General features: G+C 31.7%; 22 protein-coding genes and 1 tRNA gene. 4 read left to right on the top strand and 19 right to left on the bottom strand.

From position 1 onward, the window contains the following. Nucleotides 1-18: 18 nt before the first annotated feature. From olsF to ACZ47B_RS05455, 6 genes are all read right to left on the bottom strand, one after another. Nucleotides 19-1,728 (bottom strand): bifunctional ornithine lipid synthase OlsF, encoded by a 1,710-nt coding sequence (olsF, locus tag ACZ47B_RS05480; protein ID WP_464895674.1) that lies wholly within the window; start codon nucleotides 1,726-1,728, stop codon nucleotides 19-21. After that, nucleotides 1,715-2,341 carry a DedA family protein gene (locus ACZ47B_RS05475; protein WP_464895673.1) on the bottom strand — a complete coding sequence of 209 codons (627 nt, stop codon included), beginning with the start codon at nucleotides 2,339-2,341 and terminating at the stop codon, nucleotides 1,715-1,717. Before ACZ47B_RS05475 ends, olsF begins: the two co-directional genes overlap by 14 nt. Nucleotides 2,342-2,343: 2 nt before the next feature. Next, nucleotides 2,344-2,853: a hypothetical protein gene (locus tag ACZ47B_RS05470; RefSeq protein ID WP_464895672.1), complete on the bottom strand. Its 510-nt coding sequence runs from the start codon at nucleotides 2,851-2,853 to the stop codon at nucleotides 2,344-2,346. Nucleotides 2,854-2,924: 71 nt separating this feature from the next. Further along, nucleotides 2,925-4,220, bottom strand: a complete 1,296-nt coding sequence (locus ACZ47B_RS05465; RefSeq protein WP_464895671.1) for a HAMP domain-containing sensor histidine kinase — start codon at nucleotides 4,218-4,220, stop codon at nucleotides 2,925-2,927. Beyond that, nucleotides 4,210-4,866: a response regulator transcription factor gene (locus ACZ47B_RS05460; protein ID WP_464895670.1), complete on the bottom strand. Its 657-nt coding sequence runs from the start codon at nucleotides 4,864-4,866 to the stop codon at nucleotides 4,210-4,212. Before ACZ47B_RS05460 ends, ACZ47B_RS05465 begins: the two co-directional genes overlap by 11 nt. A gap of 30 nt (nucleotides 4,867-4,896) precedes the next feature. Then, the gene (locus ACZ47B_RS05455) at nucleotides 4,897-5,313 is read right to left on the bottom strand and encodes a PepSY domain-containing protein (RefSeq protein ID WP_464895669.1); all 417 of its coding nucleotides are present in this window, start codon (nucleotides 5,311-5,313) and stop codon (nucleotides 4,897-4,899) included. A 348-nt stretch (nucleotides 5,314-5,661) separates the two neighbouring features. Here ACZ47B_RS05455 and ACZ47B_RS05450 point away from each other — a divergent pair, with 348 nt between their 5' ends. Continuing rightward, nucleotides 5,662-6,555 carry a L,D-transpeptidase gene (locus tag ACZ47B_RS05450; RefSeq protein WP_464895668.1) on the top strand — a complete coding sequence of 298 codons (894 nt, stop codon included), beginning with the start codon at nucleotides 5,662-5,664 and terminating at the stop codon, nucleotides 6,553-6,555. Between the two features lie 74 nt (nucleotides 6,556-6,629). Here the strand turns inward: ACZ47B_RS05450 and ACZ47B_RS05445 are convergent, their stop codons facing one another. The 11 genes from ACZ47B_RS05445 to groES all read right to left on the bottom strand — a co-directional run bounded on the left by ACZ47B_RS05445 (nucleotide 6,630) and on the right by groES (nucleotide 16,028). Next, the gene (locus ACZ47B_RS05445; RefSeq protein WP_464895667.1) at nucleotides 6,630-7,142 is read right to left on the bottom strand and encodes a hypothetical protein; all 513 of its coding nucleotides are present in this window, start codon (nucleotides 7,140-7,142) and stop codon (nucleotides 6,630-6,632) included. Continuing rightward, nucleotides 7,139-7,894, bottom strand: a complete 756-nt coding sequence (locus ACZ47B_RS05440) for an ABC transporter permease (RefSeq protein WP_464895666.1) — start codon at nucleotides 7,892-7,894, stop codon at nucleotides 7,139-7,141. The genes ACZ47B_RS05445 and ACZ47B_RS05440 overlap by 4 nt, the downstream gene beginning before the upstream one ends. After that, nucleotides 7,894-8,802 (bottom strand): ABC transporter ATP-binding protein, encoded by a 909-nt coding sequence (locus ACZ47B_RS05435; protein ID WP_464895665.1) that lies wholly within the window; start codon nucleotides 8,800-8,802, stop codon nucleotides 7,894-7,896. Before ACZ47B_RS05435 ends, ACZ47B_RS05440 begins: the two co-directional genes overlap by 1 nt. An 18-nt stretch (nucleotides 8,803-8,820) precedes the next feature. Next, nucleotides 8,821-9,588 carry a COG4705 family protein gene (locus tag ACZ47B_RS05430; protein ID WP_464895664.1) on the bottom strand — a complete coding sequence of 256 codons (768 nt, stop codon included), beginning with the start codon at nucleotides 9,586-9,588 and terminating at the stop codon, nucleotides 8,821-8,823. A 269-nt stretch (nucleotides 9,589-9,857) separates the two neighbouring features. Beyond that, the gene (locus ACZ47B_RS05425) at nucleotides 9,858-11,180 is read right to left on the bottom strand and encodes a sensor histidine kinase (protein ID WP_464895663.1); all 1,323 of its coding nucleotides are present in this window, start codon (nucleotides 11,178-11,180) and stop codon (nucleotides 9,858-9,860) included. Then, nucleotides 11,170-11,829 carry a response regulator transcription factor gene (locus ACZ47B_RS05420; RefSeq protein WP_464895662.1) on the bottom strand — a complete coding sequence of 220 codons (660 nt, stop codon included), beginning with the start codon at nucleotides 11,827-11,829 and terminating at the stop codon, nucleotides 11,170-11,172. The genes ACZ47B_RS05425 and ACZ47B_RS05420 overlap by 11 nt, the downstream gene beginning before the upstream one ends. Then, nucleotides 11,826-12,413: a DedA family protein gene (locus ACZ47B_RS05415; RefSeq protein WP_464895661.1), complete on the bottom strand. Its 588-nt coding sequence runs from the start codon at nucleotides 12,411-12,413 to the stop codon at nucleotides 11,826-11,828. The genes ACZ47B_RS05420 and ACZ47B_RS05415 overlap by 4 nt, the downstream gene beginning before the upstream one ends. Nucleotides 12,414-12,416: 3 nt before the next feature. Continuing rightward, entirely contained in the window at nucleotides 12,417-13,412 is a 996-nt protein-coding gene (locus ACZ47B_RS05410; RefSeq protein ID WP_464895660.1) for a metallophosphoesterase family protein, read from the bottom strand. After that, on the bottom strand, nucleotides 13,409-13,972 hold the full coding sequence (locus ACZ47B_RS05405) for an undecaprenyl-diphosphatase (RefSeq protein ID WP_464895659.1): 564 nt from the start codon (nucleotides 13,970-13,972) through the stop codon (nucleotides 13,409-13,411). The genes ACZ47B_RS05410 and ACZ47B_RS05405 overlap by 4 nt, the downstream gene beginning before the upstream one ends. Before the next feature lie 133 nt (nucleotides 13,973-14,105). Beyond that, entirely contained in the window at nucleotides 14,106-15,743 is a 1,638-nt protein-coding gene (gene groL, locus ACZ47B_RS05400; RefSeq protein ID WP_464895658.1) for a chaperonin GroEL, read from the bottom strand. 15 nt (nucleotides 15,744-15,758) lie between these two features. Next, complete coding sequence (gene groES / locus ACZ47B_RS05395; RefSeq protein ID WP_464895657.1) at nucleotides 15,759-16,028, bottom strand: co-chaperone GroES; 270 nt, start codon at nucleotides 16,026-16,028, stop codon at nucleotides 15,759-15,761. A gap of 152 nt (nucleotides 16,029-16,180) precedes the next feature. On the opposite strand from groES, the gene ACZ47B_RS05390 reads away from it, so the two are divergent. After that, the gene (locus ACZ47B_RS05390; RefSeq protein WP_464895656.1) at nucleotides 16,181-18,190 is read left to right on the top strand and encodes a hypothetical protein; all 2,010 of its coding nucleotides are present in this window, start codon (nucleotides 16,181-16,183) and stop codon (nucleotides 18,188-18,190) included. A gap of 45 nt (nucleotides 18,191-18,235) precedes the next feature. Further along, nucleotides 18,236-18,312 (top strand) — tRNA-Met (locus tag ACZ47B_RS05385). A 1-nt stretch (nucleotide 18,313) separates the two neighbouring features. On the opposite strand, the gene ACZ47B_RS05380 is transcribed toward ACZ47B_RS05385, so the two are convergent. Further along, the gene (locus ACZ47B_RS05380; protein WP_464895655.1) at nucleotides 18,314-19,561 is read right to left on the bottom strand and encodes an EAL and HDOD domain-containing protein; all 1,248 of its coding nucleotides are present in this window, start codon (nucleotides 19,559-19,561) and stop codon (nucleotides 18,314-18,316) included. Nucleotides 19,562-19,626: 65 nt separating this feature from the next. Further along, nucleotides 19,627-20,520, bottom strand: coding sequence for an EamA family transporter RarD (gene rarD, locus ACZ47B_RS05375; RefSeq protein WP_464895654.1), 894 nt, complete (start codon nucleotides 20,518-20,520; stop codon nucleotides 19,627-19,629). A 317-nt stretch (nucleotides 20,521-20,837) separates the two neighbouring features. Between rarD and ACZ47B_RS05370 the strand changes: the two genes are divergently transcribed. After that, nucleotides 20,838-21,893, top strand: coding sequence for a dehypoxanthine futalosine cyclase (locus ACZ47B_RS05370; protein ID WP_464895653.1), 1,056 nt, complete (start codon nucleotides 20,838-20,840; stop codon nucleotides 21,891-21,893). Nucleotides 21,894-21,906: the final 13 nt, after the last annotated feature.

The following is a 21,906-nucleotide window of genomic DNA, read 5'->3' as shown; positions in this document are numbered from 1 at the left end:
TTAGTTTTACAGAACCAGTCAAACAATATACCTTGTTCGCTTTTTATCTTTTATCTTATCTATGTCAACAAGAATAAAACTATCAACACAGTTATTGAATTTTTCATCTACATTAAATCCCATAAAACAGACTCCACCATCCTCGCATAACTCAGTATATTGTTTGTAAAGTGTTGGTATTGATGCGGAGATAGCCTCTAAGCCTCTCTTTAGCGTTAAAAAATCCTCTTTTTTATCTCTTCCGTCAAATATATTTTGCATTTCTACTCTCTCTTTATCTGTAAAAACAAATGCTTTCATAGGTTTTAGTAACTCTTTTTTACCGCCATAATATTTATCGTAGTAGTATATAATAAGATTTTGCGCATCTTTTGAGAGAGAGGCGCTTAAGCTGACCGGTCCAAACATATATCTGATTTGTGGATTTTTTTTAAGATATGCGCCAATTCCTTGCCATAAATAATCAAGTGCTCTGCTCCCCCAATATTTCGGTTGCACAAAACTTCTACCAAGCTCTATAGAGTTGTTTAAATATTTATCAAATCCATTTTGGAAACAAAACAAAGAGTTGGAATAAAAACCTTTAATACCAAACTTATTATAGATAAAATCACTCTCGCCAATTCTGTATGAACCAATAATCTCTAAACTCTCCTCATCCCACAATACCAGATGTTTATAATATTTGTCATATATATCAATATCTCTTTTATCCCCGGTGCCTTCTCCTACTTTTCTAAAAGATAGCTCTCTTAGCCTTCCAATCTCTTTTATGATATGGGAATTTGGAATATAATTAAAAAGATATATCACCTTACCATCGTTGGTTTTGCCCAAAATTTCTGCATTTTCAAACTCTTTTTTTAAATATGCTCTTTTTTCCGGCAGAGAAATACCATTAACAGTTGTAAAAATCTCTTCTCTATTTTTAGCAATATTATATAGATGTCTTCTAAAAAGCATAATCTTCTCTTTACTGTTTATATCTTTGTCTTGAAAGCTCTCATATGGGATAAGCTTTCCTATTTTTATATCTATTGACTTTCCCTTTTTATTAAATAACTCATGTGGCAGTAAAAAAGTTGATAATGGCTTATTGATAGAAGATACGGCGTAAAATAGCAATGAATTTTTTGCTTTGATATAAACCGGCAGTATCGGTGTATTTTTTTTAAGTGCAAAATTTAGAAAACCTTTTTGCCATTTTGTATCTTGTATTCCAAATGGTGTAAATCTTGATACTTCACCCGAAGGAAATATGATAATTGCCTCTTCGTTATCTAAACTTTTATAAATTTTATTAATGGAATCTTTTGAAATTTTTCCTCCAAATACATCTACCGTTAAAAATAGAGACTTTAGAGGTTCTATATAAGATAAAACATCATTAGCTACTATTTTAACATCTTCCCTTACCTGTTTGATGGCATGTATAAGAGAGAGTGCATCTAGCATACCCAATGGATGATTTGCAATAATAATCACCCTTCCGGTAGATGGAATATTATCAAGTTTGTTCAATGCGACATTATAGGAAAAGTTAAAATAATCCAATATATCCTCTATAAAATCAAAAGCTTCTGAGTCTGGGTGCTCAATAAGAAACTCATTTATCTCTTTTTCATATAAAAGTTTTTTCAAGAGTGAATATATAAGTTTTTTTATAAAATTAGGTAATTTTGCTACGCTTTTATATTTTTCATTTATTAAATTTTCAATATTTAACATCGGCTCTCCTTTTGGCTATTGCATATCTTGTAAAGAGTATCAATAAAAGCAGAACTATCACAACCCCTAAATACTCTTCAAATTGTTCAAATGCAAGTCCAATGTAGTAGCCACCAAGCAGATAAACAGGTGCCCATATAGATGCACTTATAATATCATAGACAAAAAATTTTTTTACATTTATCTTGTGAGCACCGCTTATAAAAGGCACCATCCACCGAGTCCAACTACTGCTTCTTCCTAAAAAGAGTGCTTTAAATATATTTTTTTTGATCATAATTTTAATTTTTCTAAATCTTCTCTCATCTACTTTAATCTTTTTGAAGTGTTTTTTTATATACTCCTCTCCGACTCTTTTACCAAACAAATACTCTAAAGTATCACCTGTAACCATTCCAACAAAAACAGAAATAATTAGAATTTTAATATCTAAAAGTCCTCTGTATGAGAAGACTCCCAATAACACTGCACTTGTCTCCATAGGTATAAAAACACCAACAGGAAGTGCTTCTAATATCGAACCAAAAAATAGTATTGAAATAGCTACAGCAGTAAGGGTCTCATGAGGAAATTGTGCAAGATAGTTAAATATACTCTCTAAAACTTCATGCACTGTTAATTCCTAGAGGCTATAAAATTTAGAAATCTCTTTTTAACCGGTAAGAAAAACGCTTTGATGCGCTCTTTAAATTTTTTGAATAATTTTTTTAGGTTTCTATAAATTTGACTGCCTATTATAATCAGATACCAGTAATAAATAGTTCTGATAATACTATATCTTAATAGTCGTTTTTTGTTGTGTTTAAATATATCAACAGTTGGAATATATATGATAATTTTCAGGATATAAAAAAATATACCGAGTTTCACAAAGCCTCTTACACTTAAAAAAACTGCAAATGTTGCACTAGCTTCAGCGATACCGGCTATAATCAAAAACGAACCAAGCAGTACGAAGTCATTACTGTGATTTATTATGTCTATAAACTTATCATATATATTAAATTTTCTGATAAATATGAGTAGTCGTTTTGCCATTTTTATGACAAATTCTTCAAAAATAAAATATATGATAAATAAAATATATTTGATGAGAGTTTTAAATTTAGTAAATATGAATTTCATTTACAACATCCTCATATAATTTGTGTAATTATATGAGATGAAAATGAAAAATAAATGAAATGAAAAAGAGGCTATAAACTAATCTCTACAGTAGTACCAACTCCAACTTTCGATTCTACTTGTAAGGTTCCTTCTAAAAGTTCTATAGAGTTTTTGACGATAGACAAACCAAGACCAAAGCCTTTTATGCTTTTGTTTCTGCTTTCATCAACTCTATAGAATCTATCGGTTATTTTATCAATCTTATCCTGCGGGATTCCTATGCCTTCATCTTGAACTATGAAGTGGATTTTATCATCTTTTGTAAAAAGTGAGATATGGATATTTTTGCCATTTGGAGTGTATTTGATGGCATTGTCTATGAGGTTTGAAAAGATTATAGTTATTAAGGAGCAATTTGACTTTTTTATAGCTTTTCCAAATTTCAATATTTCAATATTTATATTTTTATCTTGTGCCTGCGGAGTGTATTTGTCTATCACATTGATTAATGTAGTACTGAAATCACATATTGTAAAAGTTTCTTGTATATTTTGTTTTGAGTATTTAGTTATGAGTAACAATTCTTCGACTATCTTTTGAATTTTGCCAATTTCATACCGTATGGTCTGTAAGCTATTTTTATAATACTTTTCTTCCCTTTGTTTTTTAAGTGCCAATTCAATTTGCATATCGATGACTGTCAATGGAGTTTTAAGCTCATGAGATATATCACTGTTAAATCTATCCAGTTTCTCAACACCGTTTTTCAATCTATCTATCATTTCATTGAAAGTATTTGTAAGTTCAGATATCTCATCATCTTTGTTTGATATCTCAATATAGGATTTAAAATCATCTACAGATATCTCTTTGGCAATTTTATTTATATGTTTGATGGGATTTAGAATTTTATTTAAAATACTATTTGCCAAAAAGATAAAGAGTACAAATAGCAATATCTCAAGTAAAATCAATATATTGACAATATCTTCCATTTTGTCATCAAACTCTTTTTTTAAAACCAAAATAGAAGTTTTACCTGCACCTAATACATAAAGTGCGTCTGTATGTTCTTTTAAATTGATCAGAAAAAAAGATTTTTTATTGTTTATGTATGATGAGAGTTTTTTTACTTCAAACTTTCCTGATTGATAAATGATTTTACCATTTTTTATAATGGTAAAAGGAAAATTAGATTTGATTTTTTTAAACTTTTTACTTTTTTGTATCTTAAGCGCCTGTGTTCGTAATTTATCCTTAGTGTTTGATATATGATTTTGCTTAAAAAGATAATAAAAAGAGACAGTAAATACAGTGAATATTAGTATAGAAATAAATCCAAAATATACTAGTATTTTTGTTTTTATGCTTTTATTATGTTTCAATTTTATACCCTAATCCTTTAAAACTTTTAATAAAATCCTTACCAAGTTTTTGTCTTAAATGATATACAACAACCTGTACAACATTGCTTTGCTTATACTCCTCATTTGTCCACAGTTGTTCCTCTACCATGTATTTTGTTACATAGGAATTTTTTCTTTTGATAAGAAACATTAACAATTCATACTCTTTTGCCGTAATATCAATAATATTTGAGTTTTTCATAACAATTTTTTTATTGATATCTATAACAACATCTTTTACGGTAATTAGATTTTTACCATCTGTTGCCACTCTTCTGTACAATGCCTCAATTCTTGCCTGTAATTCTTCAAGGCTAAAAGGTTTAGGCAGATAGTCATCTGCTCCTGTTTTTAAACCTAATACTCTGTTTTCAATATCACCTTTTGCCGTGAGCATGATAGCCGGTGTTGTTATATTTTTTTTTCTTAAAGATTGTAAAACCTGTATTCCACTCTTTTTAGGCAGCATCCAATCAAGTACTATAATATCATAACTGTTCAATAGTGCTAAATACTCTCCATCTTCTCCGTTTTCTGCTGTATCGACGATAAATTTTTCTTCAAGAAAATTTTCTTTTAAAAGAGAGAGGATGTTTAAATCATCCTCTACAATTAAAATCTTCATTTCTTTTTTCCATAATTGGTATCAAAGAGATTAACCATCGTTATTTTCTTCACCGTCATTTTCATCGTTTTCTGATCCTTTATCTTTTTGATCGATCCTCGAAGATAGTATTTTACCATTTCCCGCATCAATAAATACATTTGTTACTTGATTTTTATCTAAAATATCTGCTTGATAAACCAAATTTCCATTTAGATTCTCAAGTTGCACATCTAACACTTTGCCGCTAAATTGAGTCTTTACGGTATTTATTACTTCGCTAACTCCTAATTTTGCAGCTTTTTTTTCATTTAACTCGCTAACATTGTCTTTAAGCTGGATAGAGCTTTTAACTTGAATCTCTTTTTGATTGTTGTCATTAGATTCTCTATCTCCATCAGCCATCGCCATAGTGCCAACTAAACTTAAAACTACTAAACCTTTTACAAAATATGAACTTTTTTTCATAATGTAACTCCTTGTAAAATAAATTTCAACCATTTGCTTGATTGATGGTGAAATTATAAAAATTATAGATGAAACATAAATGAAAATCATAAATCTACTGTGAAAAATCATATATTTTCATTCATTTTTGTTTCATCAAAACATACCATAATGTTGAAATTCAAGTAACAAGGAGATTTGTTTGAAAGCTATCTATAAAAATAATTTAATCATTCGCAATATAGTCAAAACGCTCTTTATACCGGCTTTTATGTTTAATAACTTGCATGCATTTAATTACTCACAAACAATGTCAAAACATTATAAAGTCAAAGATTATGTAATAGAAAATTTTTATCGCCTGTTTTAATGGATAAAAGTATTCTAAAAATAAGAACATATTATACAAAAAAAGCTCCTTATTTACATATTCACACTATTTTTGTAAAAGAAAACTTTCATAATTTAGGACTATATAATTGGAATAATAGATTTCATTCTTATATAAATACATCAGATAATAAACCATTAATTCTAAAACCCAGAATAATATACTTGATATCAAAAATTAATTCTATAAAAAAAAATGACAATGTTCCTGATTTAAGATATTTTACAACCAAAAAATTAAAAAATTATTTGCTTCATTCTAAATTTTTACATCATTCTATATTTTATAAAAATTTCCTTTTTTATAGAAAAATAATTATAAAATTAATCAATAATAGATTAATATATCTAAAAAACAAAGAGTTTATATTTTTGGTAGATAGAGGAACTCAAAAAGCCTTTATTTTTAATTATAACAAAAAATATAATAATATTAGCTATATAGGTTCTTCAAAAGTATCAACAGGAAACCCGAGATTAAACAGTAGAAATGATAGATATTTTCAAACACCCCTTATGATTATCAATAGACAAAAATATGTCAGAGGTGATTGGAGGGCAGATAAAACAAATTTTCAAGAATATGGAGCAAAAAATAATAGAATTTTTTATTTGGGAAAACACAATATATCTATAGATGATAATTCAAATATTTTTAGAGAAGTGCATTTGGCAATACATTCTACAAATCCTATAGATACTAAATTATTGGGTCACAAAGCTTCAAGGGGATGTATTAGAATTAGTTCTGATTTGGACAAAATATTAAATAAAAGCGGTATTATTGATGGTAAAAAAGGTAAATATGTAATTGTGATAGATTCTTCATTGAAAGTAAAAGATAATATTAAGCTGATTAAAAAATTTAAATAATATTTATTTCGTTTCTCTTTGAGAATGATTTATTCATCAAAGAGAAACAATTTTTGAAAATGTTCTTAATGCAGTTATTTGATTTTGCGTCTGCGCCACCACAATATTATCATAACAAAAATAATAATAAAAGGAACACCTATAGCTACAGGCAATATTCTTGATGGAACAACTGTTTTTTTAGGTGCTACATAAAAATGCACAATACTACTGGTTAATGGTTTGTTGCTACCAGGCAATACAGCTGTAACAAAAAGTCCGTAATGACCTGAATTAATCAAACGAATAGTCCAGTTAGTTTGATATACCCCTTTAATAGATAAACTGGAGATATGAACAGCCTTTTGTGCAGCCCAATCTTCCAAATCTACAGGATGTTCTTTCCCTTTATCTAAATTTACCAACGACAAATAAAGAACTACACCTTTTAGCTCACTTTTTGAGTTATTTGTAATAGTGGAATAAAATATTGGTTTATCCCCCATTTGTAATGTTTTAGACAAATTTTCTGCTTTAAAATCAATAGAAACACTTTGAGCATACAGGGAAAATGACATAATTAAAAGAAATAAAATAATTTTTTTCATAATAATCTCTCCTTTTTAGTAGTTTTAACGACAATAACAATAGATACAATTGCATATATTAGAATAATTCCCATTCGGATTGCCTGAACAGAAAATGGTTCACTATCAATAATTACAGAATCTAATGTATTTATCGCATCACCAAACGGATTTACATAATCCATAATTTTACCAAGCCCTGTTTTTCTCATTACCGGGGAAATAAGTAACGGAGTAGATGAAATAAGAACTATAGCAAGCATAATCATCAAACTGTTTTTCATACTGTTTACATATTGAGATATTAAAATAGCAACAGATGTATAAATAATACTAAGCATCCAACCAATAAAAAAAAGATATACAAGTCCAATCACAACATTTTGCCCGCTACTTCCAACAGCTACAAAATATGGTAATCCTATAAAAAACAGTAAAAAATAAAGAAATGATGAAAAAGCAAGCTTAGAAAGAATAATCTGTTTAGCACCAGTAGGGGTTATTAGTAACGTTTCAAGTGTTCTTCGCTCTCTTTCACCTGCAATAGCATCACTGCCGTAAACGGAAGATATAAGCATCATTAAAGCCAGTACAATTCCGCTTATCATATATAATGCCTGTGCATTGTCTAAAAGACTCAATTCCGTATTGGTAACCAAAAGTATAGAAAAAAGTGACAATATAACAGATACTGCTAAGAAATAAAAAAGACCCTTTACTGAAAAAACTAGTTCCCCAAACTCTTTTTTAATTAAAGTTTTTGAAAAAGACATCATTTTACACCTCCTGTTACTTTAAAATAAAGATACTCCAAAGAACCTTCCAAAGCAATTGCTTGATTGATTTTTATACCTTTACTTAATAAATTTTTTAAAGCAATATCAGGAGTAATATTGTTAATTTCACATTCTATCCATGACTCTTTTTTATTTATAAAATGAATATTTTCACTTTCACACTCTTTGGGGTTAAAATCTGTATCTGATATTTCATAACGAAATCTATAGTGTTGCTGCTGTGTGCGCTCATGTAAAGCACCCTCATATTGTAAAACACCATTAGCCAAAATTCCTATACGATTACATAAACGCTCAACATCATCCAATATATGTGTTGAAAGTATAATAGTAGTCTTGTTGTTACGATTAATCTTTAAAAGTAGATTATGAATTTCTCTGCGGCCTTTTGGGTCAAGTCCATTGGTTGGTTCATCAAGAATAAGAAGTTTAGGATTGTTTACTAAAGCCCTGGCAAGTCCCAGTCTTTTACGCATTCCTTGAGAATATTCACCAACAATTTTATTATCTTCAGGATCAAGACCGACACTTTCGAGTAAGCTCTTTATTTTTTGAGTGGTTGTATCAACACCATATAACTCTGCAAAAAACTGAAGATATTCTACATTTTTCATCCAACCATATGCTTCAAAAAACTCAGGCAATGCATTAATCTCTTTACTTAATTTATGTATATTTTTTTCTAATGTTTCTCCATAAAGAGACACCTCTCCTTTTTCATATGGAAGCAAGCCAAGAATTACTCGAATGAGTGTACTTTTACCTGCTCCATTTGGTCCAAGAAGGCCATAAATTTCGCCCTGCTTGAGACTCATATTTAAATCTTTTATCACTTCGCTGCTTCCGTAAGATTTATATAAGTTTCTAATATTGATTGCATCCATAATATTTCCTTTTATATTTTAATCCTTGGCCGGTATAACATCAACTTTACTAACAGTTAAATAAGCTACTATGGCTATGATAATTGTAAAAAATGCAATATTTATTGTACCTGCACCAATACCCATACCACCATCTGCCGGTGCTTGTATGAATAAATCACCCAATGAAGCTCCTATCGGTCTTGTAACAATAAATGCTATCCAAAATGCTGTAACACCATCTAATTTTTTTGCATAAAACAATCCACCGGCTACTGCAAAAATACCACCAAATAACATCAACGAATTTAAGTAACCAAAGTTTAAATGTTCAGATACAGTATCTCCCACACCGGTTCCAAGTGCAAAAGTTATAAGAACTATAAGCCAGTAAAAGATTTCTCTTCTGTCATTTGTAATTTTATGGATAGAAAGAGTACCTTCTTCTTTGTACCACAAATAAAATCCTGCCAACATAGCAATAGTAAATACCACATCCAGTGTAATTAAACTAACACCTAATTTATCAACAAGTAAATCTGTTATCAAAGTACCTTCAATACTCATCATAACTATCAAAAACCAGTATGCGGGTGCATAATATTTTTTTAATTTCAAATCCCAAATAACAGCACCTATTGTAATAACACCCATTAAAATAGTAGTTCCTACCAATCCAATACCTAAATCCACATTAACAAAATCAGCAGCAGTCTCTCCAACTGTTGTAGATAGTATTTTAACTATCCAGAAAAATATCGTTAAACCAGCAACTCTATTGAGTAGAGTTTGATTCTCTTTTGTCATAATTTGACTCCTTGTTTTAATTTTGACGAATTATGACAAGCATAGATAAAATAAAAATGAAAAACTATCTTCTTTTTTGAAAATCAATAAGTAATATGATTTAAGATAGCTATTTGTAACTTATAACTTACAACTCTTTCATTGTTGTAATCATCTTTAGAGATGCCCTTTAGCAGATTTGTGTATGGGGTTTAAGCAGAAAAACCTTTGTATTTTATCTTGCTCAGAAAATAAAGATTTTTTCTTATAGAGTAAAAAAGGTTAAAAGATTAAATAGAAACCTCTATAGTAGTACCAACTCCAACTTTCGATTCTACTTGCAAGGTTCCTTCTAAAAGTTCTATAGAGTTTTTGACGATAGACAAACCAAGACCAAAGCCTTTTATACTTTTGTTTCTGCTTTCATCAACTCTATAGAATCTATCTGTTATTTTGTCAATTTTATCTTGCGGGATTCCTATGCCTTCATCTTGAATTATGAAGTGGATTTTATCATCTTTTGTAAAAAGTGAGATATAGATATTTTTGCCATTTGGAGTGTATTTGATGGCATTGTCTATGAGGTTTGAAAAGATGCTGTTTATAAGTATTTCATTTGTACTTAGTTTGATATTTTCCAATTTGATTATGTCTAAGTTGATACTTTTTTCTTTTAAAGCTGTATCATGTTTTTCTATGATTTGCAAAATTAAAGAGTCTAAGTAGCAAAGTTTATAAGTTTGTTTTATATTTTCTTTTGTATATTTTGTTAAAAGTAAAAGATTTGCAATGATTTGTTCTATTTGATAGGCTTGAGTATCAATGGTTTTTAAAATATTTTCATAATACTTAGTATCTCTTTTTTTAAGAGTTGCTACTTCTATCTCTCCTCTTATAACAGTTAAAGGAGTTTTTAATTCATGTGATACATCAGAGTTAAATCTCTCTATCTTTTGTGCTCCCTCTTTTATCCTTTGTATCATTTCATTAAAAGAGATAACCAAATCTTTTGTTTCATCATCATATTTTGGCAGAGGTATAGTAGAAGAAAAGTTGGATATGGAGATATTGTTTGCTGTTTTTGTGATGCTTTTTAGTGTAAAAAGTATCTTATCTATGAGACTGTTGCCCAAAAGTATAAGAAATAAAAGAAGTATAGACTCTGAAATAAACATGGTAGATATGATATCTTCGATTTTATCATCTATGTCTTTTTTATATATGATGATTTTTTCACTGTTGTTTGCAAATTTTAAGGTATAAAGTGCATTTATAAATTCACCGTTTTCTATGGTTGTAAACTCTACATCTCCTGTTTTTTGTAAAAGTTTTTGAAAGTTTGTTGTACCTTTTTTAGCCATAAGTTTTTTATCTTTATAGATTGCTATATCATAAGGAGAAAATCTATTTTGTTTTAGTATAGAAGATATATCTTTTGTCTTTGTTATTTCATCTTCTATCAAAAGTGCTATGATAGAGAGGTTGTGTTTTATCTTCAGGTTTATACTGCTGTTAATGGAGTGATATAAAAAAATAGTAAATACAAAAAGTATCCCAACAACAGATAGGGAAAACCAGGCCAAAACCCTTACTTTTAAACTGTTAAATCTCAATTTTATATCCAAGCCCTCTAAAACTTTTTATCAAATCTTTATCTATCTTTTTTCTAAGATTATAGATTGTAACTTGTATGACATTGCTATTTATATAACTTTCTCCACTCCAAAGCCCATCTTCTATCATTGCATTTGAGACGATACTGTTTTTGTGTTTGATAAGAAAAGCTAAAAGTTCATACTCTTTTTTTGATAGTGCTATCTCTTTATCACCTTTTATGAAAACTTTTGCCTCGATATCAAGCACACCAAAATCTTTAAGCTTTATGCTATTTACACCTGAAGATACACTTCTTCTATAAAGTGCCTGTATCCTTGCATTTAACTCTTTAAAACTAAAAGGTTTGGGAAGATAATCATCAGCTCCTTTTTCAAGCCCTTTTACTTTATCGTCTATATCACCTTTTGCTGTTAGCATGATAACCGGGGTTTTTATCCCTTTTTTTCTTAGTGCCTTAAGAACTTCCAAACCATTTTTAAGAGGTAGCATCCAATCAAGCACTATAACATCATAAAGATTGAGAGTTGCAAGATACTCTCCTTCTTCTCCATCTGTTGCACCCTCTACACTATAACCAAGATCACTAAAACCATTTTTTAAAAATGAGAGGATATCTTTGTCATCTTCTATAATGAGTAGTTTCATTTTATTTTTCTCTTTTTTACTTTTATATATACAGCTATCATAATCACAACTAAAACTAAAGTAACAGCAGTTATCTCTTTTAAGTACTTATGTATCAACTCTTGATTTGCCCCAAGAAAATATCCAAGCAAAGTCAAAATACTTACCCATATCCCAGCACCTAAAACTGTATAAACGCTAAACTTTAAAGCATTCATCTTTGCAAGGCCGGCAGGAAAAGAGATGTATTGTCTGATGCCTGGGATTAATCTACCGGTAAAAGTAGATATATGGCCATGGTTTTCAAAAAAATCTTCAAGTTTTACTACTTTATCATGACTTAAAATCCTGCTTAAAAACTTTCGTCCAAATTTTGAAGCTAAAAGATAGTTAAACCAGGCTCCAGCCAAACTACCAAGCACTCCTATAATTAAAACCAAACTAAGACTCATATCTCCTTTAAAGCTAAGATAACCGGCAGGTATCATCACAACTTCACTTGGAAAAGGAAAAAATGAACTCTCTAAAAACATTAAAAGAAATATCCCTATATATCCCCAGCTCCCTATAGTTTCCACTAAAAAATTTACTATTTCGTGCAGCATTAACTATAACTTCCTTTTTGCTATAAAACAATTATACACAAATAGATACAACAAACCAAGTATAGCAAGGAACAAATCCCAATGTGCAAGTGCATACATACTGACAAACTCTTTTAAGTTATGTATAAATTCATCTATCAAAGAGCCTGTAGGTTTGGTAACTTGTTTAACTTGATATGTTACTTTGTCATTATCTACTTTTACTAAAACATAGTGATGAAAAAAGTGTTTTTTATCTTCTCCGCCAAGCTCAGCTCCAGCTCCGCCTGTAACAGTATATGGAGTTTTTCCCCATTTGCCTGTAAAGTATCCATGCTGATGGGCTGTAAAAATCATATCTATCTTATATCTGTCAAATAAATTTTGTAGTTTTGAAGCAAACGGTTCATCAAATTGACTTTTCACGATAGAGTCTTTTACCGGATCATGAAGAGGTATATGCATAAATACAAAAATATGTTTATAGTTTTTTGCATTTTGAAGTTTTTGCTTTAACCATGCAAACTCCGCATCTCCCATACCTGTTTCATGACTCCCGTCAAGCATCAAAAAATATGAACCTCTGTAACTAAAATCATAATAAGCCCTGCCAAAAATATAATAATAAGCCGAACTCATACCTTCTGTTTCGTGATTGCCGGGAACTACAAAAAGAGGTTGTTTTAATTTGCTGATTTGTTTTAAGTATATTTTATATTCAGAGTTTCCATCTATCATATTGTCTATCAAATCACCGGTTTCTGCACTAAAGGCAATCTTTTCTTTATTTACCATTTTTATAAGCTTAGGAAAAGCAAAAACAGAGTTTTTATTGTCTCCAAAAACCACAAAAGAAAACTTACTACTGTTTGAGTCTGTTTTTCTAATCTTTTGCAAACTCTTATAGTTAAGATCCATTACCTTTGGCATTTTAAAAAGCCATGGATACAAAAAGACACCAAGTCCGATAGCTATCATAGATAGTGCTATGATATTGTGTTTATTAAATATTTTTTTCATTTTTTTCCTTTAAAAATTTTATCCCAGATAGATATGATAAGCTTGTTTAAAGTTACCAGTCTGCTTTTAAATACACTTATAACCAAAACAGCTACAAATGCAACTACGATAGAGCCGGCTATATCAAACGGATAGTGAACACCCGCATAAACCCTGGCGATACCACACCATAAAGCAAGCATAGTTGCTACAACCCCGATAAGTCTTGTTGATTTGAATGTTAAAAGCATAAGAGCGATGGATAGAGTAAAAGTTGTATGGTCTGATGGAAAAGATGTCTCTGCTTTATGAGATAAAAGAGTAACTCCCAAATGATCCATAAAAGGGCGAGGATGAAAGTAAAATAAGCCTATGAGTAGGTTTATCCCAACTCCAAGAGTTGTAGCATAACCTGCATATAAAGCTTCCTTTTTCCTTTTGCTAAACCATAGATAAAAAAGTAAAGCTATAAAAAGATAAGGCATCATTTGTGCTGCTAAAATCATCACAGTATCGAGTATATGATTTTTACCGGCATAAGAGTTTAAAGATAAGAAAATATCTTGATTGATGGTTTTCACCTTGCATTCCTTAAAAATTTGATGAAATTATATATAAGAAATATGAAATGAAAATGAAAACCACATCAGTTATGAAGAATAAAAGCCCCTTTTACAAGGGGCTTTGTGTGAAAAAAAAGGATAATAGGAATGATTACATCATTCCGCCCATGCCTCCCATTCCGCCCATATCAGGCATTGCAGGGGCTGCTGGTTTGTCTTCTTTGATATCACTTACTGTAGCTTCTGTTGTAAGAAGTAAGCTAGCAACGGATACCGCATTTTGCAAAGCTACTCTTTCAACTTTAACAGGATCGATGATACCTGCTTCAAACATATCTACATACTCTCCGCTTGCAGCGTTAAAGCCATAGTTTGCATCACTGTTTTTCTCTACTTCATTTGCAACAACTCCGGCATCAAATCCGGCATTATCTGCTATCTGTTTTAGTGGAGCTTTCAATGCTCTTTGAACTATGGCTGCACCTATAGCTTCATCACCTTCAAGTCCAAGATCCACTTTGTTTCCGGCTTTGATGATAGCAGCACCACCGCCTATGACAACACCTTCTTCAACGGCGGCTTTAGTAGCACTTAAGGCATCATCAACTCTATCTTTTTTCTCTTTCATTTCAGTCTCGGTTGCCGCTCCGACTTTGATGACAGCAACACCGCCACTTAGTTTTGCAAGTCTCTCTTGAAGTTTTTCTCTATCATAATCACTTGTAGTCTCTTCGATTTGAGCTTTTATAACTTTTACTCTATCTTCTATGGCACTTTTATCACCGGCACCGTTTACGATGGTTGTATTGTCTTTATCTATGATAACACTTCCGGCACTTCCAAGATCATCAAGTGTAGCACTCTCAAGAGTTCTTCCAAGCTCTTCGCTGATTACTTGACCGCCTGTTAGGATAGCTATATCTTCAAGCATAGCTTTTCTTCTATCGCCAAATCCTGGAGCTTTAACTGCAGATATATTTAAAACGCCTCTTAGTTTATTTACAACCAATGTCGCCAAAGCTTCACCCTCTATGTCTTCAGCTATGATAAGAAGAGGTTTTCCTGTCTTTTGGATTTGCTCTAAAACAGGTAATAAGTCTTTCAAACTTGTGATTTTTTTATCAAACAAAAGTATATAAGGATTGTCTATCTCGCATATCATTTTCTCAGAATTTGTTACAAAGTAAGGGCTTAGATAACCTCTATCAAACTGCATACCCTCAACAACTTCAAGTTCATCTTGGATACCTTTTGCTTCCTCAACTGTGATAACGCCATCTTTTCCGACTTTTTCCATAGCCTCAGCTATAAGATTTCCTATCTTTTCATCAGAGTTTGCTGAGATAGTTGCAACTTGGGCTATCTCTTTTTTATCTTTTACCTCTTTTGCTATGGCTTTAAGCTCAGCTATGATAGCTTCAACCTCTTTATCCATTCCTCTTTTTACTTCTACCGGATTTGCACCTGCAGTGATATTTTTCAAGCCTTCTCTAAAGATTGCATGAGCTAAAACTGTAGCTGTTGTAGTTCCATCACCTGCTTCATCAGCAGTCTTACTTGCCACCTCTTTTACAAGTTGGGCGCCCATATTTTCTATGGTATTAACTAACTCTATCTCTTTTGCCACTGAAACACCGTCTTTTGTGATAGCCGGCGCTCCGAAACTTTTTTGGATAAGGACATTTCTTCCTCTTGGTCCCATTGTAACTTTTACTGCATCATTTAGTTTTTTTACGCCTGCATAAAGTTCATTTCTTGCTTCATCGCTGTATCTTATCTCTTTTGCCATTTTCATTCCTCCCTGTTATTTTAATACGCCAAGAATATCATCGGTATTTAATACCAAATACTCTTTGCCTTCGAGTGTTATATCGGTTCCTGAGTATTTTGCAAATACTATCTTATCTTCTACTGCAATATTTCCTTCCTCTTCTACTTCTTTGCTTATAGCTTTTACTATCGCAGTTAAAGGTTTTTCTTTTGCATTATCGGGTATAATTATACCTGTTGCAGTTGTGGTAGGCTCTTCAAGCCTCTCAACTAAGACTCTTTGACCTAATGGTTGAAAATTCATATCAGCCTCCTATGTTTTTTAGTGATTTTTAGCACTCGTTTTATTTGAGTGCTGAAATTTTACTAAAATATTGGAAAAAAGTCAAGGATTTTAATGATAAAATTCATTTATCTTTAGTCATATACACTCAAGATAAATAAAAAGGAAAGTTTATGTACAAAGCATTGAGTGCATTTTTACTATTTGTTGTGTTGCTCATAGGATCAGTCTTTCTACTTCTTTTTACCAATACCGGTAACAGTTTTTTAAGGCCATATATAAACAGTTATATAGCCAAAAACTATGATGTGGACTTGAAACTTGCCTCTTTTACTTTGAGACCTAATTTTTTGGATGTGGAAGCATATCTGTATAAAAACATAAGAGTTGTCTTGAACGGCGATATAGATATATGGAAAGAAAATTTCAATCTTGACTTTATCATCAATGCTAAAAATGTAAAAACCAAATACATAAAAACAGGCACAAATGCAGATATAAAAGGCAAGTTAACAGGTGATATAAAGCATATCAAAGTTAAAGGAGAGGGAAAGGTGCTCAATTCATCAGTGAAGTTTGATACCGCCATAGATGATTACAAAGCGAAAAACCTTCACTTGTATATGAAAAAAGCAAGGATAGCACAACTTCTTACACTTTTAAACAAACCTCCCTATATCTCAGGAATTGCAGATATAGATATAAATTTTGACGATTTAAATCCTGATAATTTACAAGGAAATGCGAACATAAATATCCCATATGGAAGTGTCAATACGATACTGGTTAAAAAAGATTTCAATATAACTTTACCAAGAGGTTTTATATTTAATGCAAAAGATAAAACTACACTTAGAGGGAAAGAAACACTTTCAACTATAGATTTTAAAAGCAATATTTTTAAATTAAGTAGTACAAAAACCGTATACAATATAAAAAATCAAACATTTGACAGTGATTACTCATTGATCATTCCAAGCTTGAAACTTTTAAAAAGTGTGATAAAACAAGATCTTCTAGGAAGCTTCAAAGCTGAGGGAAGAGTAAAAAAAGAGGGCGATGACATAAGTTACCTGGTTTCAACTTTTTCACTAGGAGGAAACTTAAAAGCTGTCGGATATAATGATAAGATAGAAGTAAACGCGCAGGATTTGAGACTTGATAAGATACTTTATATACTAACTCTTCCAAAATACTCTTATGCCGATATAGAACTTCATTCATATTTTGATCATTTAGGCTCAAAAGATATGAACGGAGATATAAATGCAACAGTTACCAAGGGTATTTTAAATAAAACCCTCTTTCAAAAAGATTTCAATATTTCGTTACCTAAAGATTTTTCATATAAAGTTTCATATAAAGCCAACATAAAAGATAACGGTATGGATTTTCAAACCGATATAAACAGTTCGGCAGCAACCTTGCATGTAACCGATGCACATACGGATATAAAAAGTTTGAATACAAAAGGTAAATATACCGCCAATATCCCGGAACTTTCTAAGCTTTACTTTTTAACGAAACGACAATTGGAAGGAAATGCGACATTTAACGGTGATTTTAACCTGTATGACGGTATATTTGTAACAGATGGAAAAACGGACGTATTTGATACCAATACAACTTATGAGTATAAAAACGGAGATATAAAGGTAAATGCTTTGGGTATCAGTGTAGTCAAACTCTCCGATACCTTTGGGTATCCACGGTTTTTCGATGCGGACGGCAAAGCGGATCTGTTTTACAATCCAAAGTATAAAAGGGGAAATTTTAAAGTGGTATTGGATGATGGCAGGATCATAAAAAATGAATTGAGCGATACCGTTTTTATGCTATCAGGCTTTGATATGACCAAAGAGTTGTACAAAAACAGTTTACTGCAAGGTACTATAAACGGTGATATGATAAAATTCGTTTATGATATGAACTCTACAAATACTCTTTTTAAGATTTATTCTGCCACGGTCGATACAAAGCAGCAGATTATAAACGCACCCTTCATACTCAAGATAAAAGATAAAGATATCCAAGGAGAGATAAAAGGAGATATTCATCACCCAAAAGTAAAGATAAATACATCATCATATATCAAAAACAAGCTGGAAAAAGTGATAGATAAAAAAGTTCCCAAAAAGTTCCAAGAGCCATTGAAGCAGATATTGAATCTTTTCGGTAGGTAAGCACAAATTAAGCAAATATTAAATATAATTCTATCTCTTTTTTGTGGCAGGGTAGCTCAGCTGGTTAGAGCGCTGGTCTCATAAGCCGGAGGTCGGGGATTCGAGTTCCCCCTCTGCTACCACTTATTTGATCGAATTTATCTCATAACTTTTTAAATTTGCGTTTGTTAAATCTTTCAGTGAGAGTGATAATTTTTCCAGAAGTTTATCTAGCTGTTCTATATCATTGTTTTCATTTGCCTCGGCAAGAGAGAGTATGTCTCCCGCCAATCCTTTTTTATCCATGATAGCTTTTTGTATCTTTTTATCTATATGCATCTCATTTAATGCACTTTCAATGTCACTGTTTAGGATCAAGTCTATCTTTGAAAGTAGACCTGTAAGATATATCTCTTCTCTGTTTTGTTCGGTGTCGAATTTTGTATATCTTAAGATCTCGAGCATAAAATCCGATCTGTTTTTTATCATTACAAATAGAGGATTTTCATACGGATTGTTGCCATCATTGATATACAGCAGTAGTATAAGCCAGTTTTTCAGTTTGTTTACGCCAAGAAGAGTGATGGCTTGTCTGATGGAGTGAATGCCATTTTTGAAACTAAAATATGCCGAATTTAAAAATTTGAGTAGATTGATGCTTATGATAGGGTGCTTTTCAAATCGCTTTATGATCATAGGTAGATCACTGCCGTTATATATCATGCCGAGTATATTTATGATCTCCACTTTTGAAGGGTCGAGCTTTTTGGTTGCAAGTATATCCGGCTTGGAAAAATAATACCCCTGAAAAAGCTCATAGCCCATATCTTTTAACTGCTCAAACTCCTCTTTTGTTTCAACCTTTTCAGCCAAAAATCTTATATCAAACTTGCTTAAATGTTTGACGATTTGTTCCATGTTTGACATGGAGTTTGTTTGCAAGTCAGCTTTTATGTATCTGATCCTGGGAAATAGTACTTTGTATTTTTCAAAATTATCTTTGCTGAATGTAAAATCATCTAATACAAATATATACCCCTCCTTGACCAGTTCATCCATTTTGGTTATGAGCGTATCGGTTATCTTCGTTGACTCTAACAGTTCAAGATAAAATTTTTCTTTGGGTATATTTTCTATGATGCTATGGTTTAGGAGTTCTTCGTTTACGTTTATAAGTCCTCTTTTATTATTTATAAGCTTGTTTACACCTATGTTGTTAAGAGCAACGGATAAAACTTTTGCTGTTAATTCGAAGTTGTCAAGTTCGCTGTCACAGAAATTGAAGACTTTGTTTTGTCTGTAAAGTATCTCGTATGCAACTATATTGCTATCTTTGTCAAGAACAGGCTGTCTTCCTATATAAACATTATCTGTGACAAAGTTTTTTTCCATTTGATACCTTCTTTAAAACATAAACTACTTAAGGGCGTCTCTAAAATAATTATAACATAAAAAATCTAAAGATTATGTTTTTGTTGCTTTGTTTTGTAAAAAGAGTTGATGCTAAATATCAAAAGTGCCACCCAGATGAAGAAAAATGATATAAACTTATCTGTATCAAAAGGCTCATGATACAAAAACAAAGCAAGTAAAAATGACAAAGTGGGACCTATGTACTGTATAAAACCTAAAGTAGAGTAGGGTATCTTCGTGGCTGCGGCGTTAAACCATGCAAGGGGAACGACTGTAACAAAACCTGCAAGTATCAACAACAAAGTAGAATGATCTAAGCTTAAGTGCAAATGCGAATAGCCTGTGTAGTTAAGATATATCATATATAAGATCGCTACAGGTGACATCAAAAGTGTTTCTATGAAAAGCCCCGGCATTGCTACAAGATCTACTTTTTTTCTAACAAGTCCGTAAAATGCGAAAGAAAATGCCAATGCCAAAGCTATAAAAGGGAATGATTTGAGAGTAAAAATTTGATACAAAACCGCTAAAAAAGCTAAAAAGACCGCAAAACTTTGAACTTTATCCAATCTCTCTTTTAAAAATATAAAAGCAAGCAAGATACTAACAAGTGGATTTATGAAGTATCCAAAACTTGCTTCTACTAGTTGGTTTGTGTTGATGGCTATGATGAAAACCAGCCAATTTGTAGTAACAAGTGCGGATGAGAGAAGAAGCATCTTGAGTTGTTTTGGATTTTTTAAGATATTTTTCAAGTATTTGTACTGCTTGGTAACGATGAGTAAAAAAGCTAAAAATAGAACCGACCAAACCACTCTGTTTGCCAAAACTTCAAGAGCGGGAACAAAAGAGACTGCTTTAAAGTAGATAGGTACCAATCCCCAAAATGTAAAAGCACCTATCGCATAAAGATAACCCAGGTTTTTTTGTGATTTCATCCAAATAACTTTTCCAAGACTACTTCAAAAAGCACTACCCCTACCATTAAAAATAAAACTACCAAAACAGTTTGCTTCATTTAGTGTCCCTTAACTAAATATCAAGTATAATATATTATAAATTGATGTTATGCAAGATTTATTCACGGTGCTAATTTACCTTACGGACACTCCAAATTAACTAAAAATCACAAACGCGGAGCGCCCTTCGGGTTTGGTGTGATTTTTTTAACGCTAATTTTCCGTTTAAATTTGCAATGCTCATAAATCGTGCATAACATCGATTGTTAATTATGAGAGGGAATGATACAATCAATATGCTAAATGACAGATTAACCGACAAAGAAGCGATAGAACTGATAAAAAATGCCGATTTGAAAGAGCTTGGAAGATTGGCTACGATAAAAAAAGAGGAGTTGCATCCGGACAATATCGTCTCTTTTATCGTGGATAGAAACATAAACTATACCAATGTATGTTGGGTGGATTGTGGATTTTGTGCATTTTACAGGCATGCAAAAGATGACGATGCATATGTGCTTAGTTTTGAAGAGATAGGTAAAAAGATAGAAGAACTTTTGGATATCGGCGGAACCCAGATACTTTTTCAAGGCGGAGTTCATCCAAAACTAAAGATAGAGTGGTATGAAGATTTGGTCGAGTGGATAAGTACGCATTATCCAACTATTACCATACACGGGTTTTCAGCGGTTGAGATAGATTATATAGCGAAGATTTCAAAGATAAGTTATAAAGAAGTTTTGCAAAGATTACATGATAAAGGGCTTTTTTCTATGCCTGGAGCCGGAGCTGAAGTCTTGAGTGATAGAGTAAGAGATGTCATAGCTCCTAAGAAGCTCTCTTCGGATGAATGGATAGCTATACACAGAGCTGCTCATGAAGTGGGTATGAAAACAACAGCTACCATGATGTTTGGCTCGGTGGATAATGAAGAGGATATAGTAGAGCATTTTAGAAGGATAAGAGAACTTCAAGATGAAACGGGCGGATTTAGGGCATTTATCATGTGGAGTTTTCAGCCAAATCATACAAAACTTCAAAAAGAAGGCATTGTAAACTATCGTGCATCATCCAATCGCTACCTAAGACTTTTGGCTGTAAGTAGACTCTACCTAGATAATTTTAAAAATATCCAAAGTTCATGGGTGACACAGGGAAGTTATATAGGGCAGTTAGCACTAATGTTCGGGGCAAATGACTTAGGCAGTACTATGATGGAAGAAAATGTCGTATCAGCTGCAGGCGTGGCAAATAAAATGAATCAAAAAGAGATGATAAAACTCATAAGGGACATTGGCGCAATCCCCGCCAAAAGGGATACAGCTTATAATATTTTGGAAGTTTACAGATAACGGCAAATGGAGA

The organism is Thiofractor thiocamini (assembly GCF_055384375.1).
This window is presented reverse-complemented; position numbering and strand designations above follow the sequence as displayed.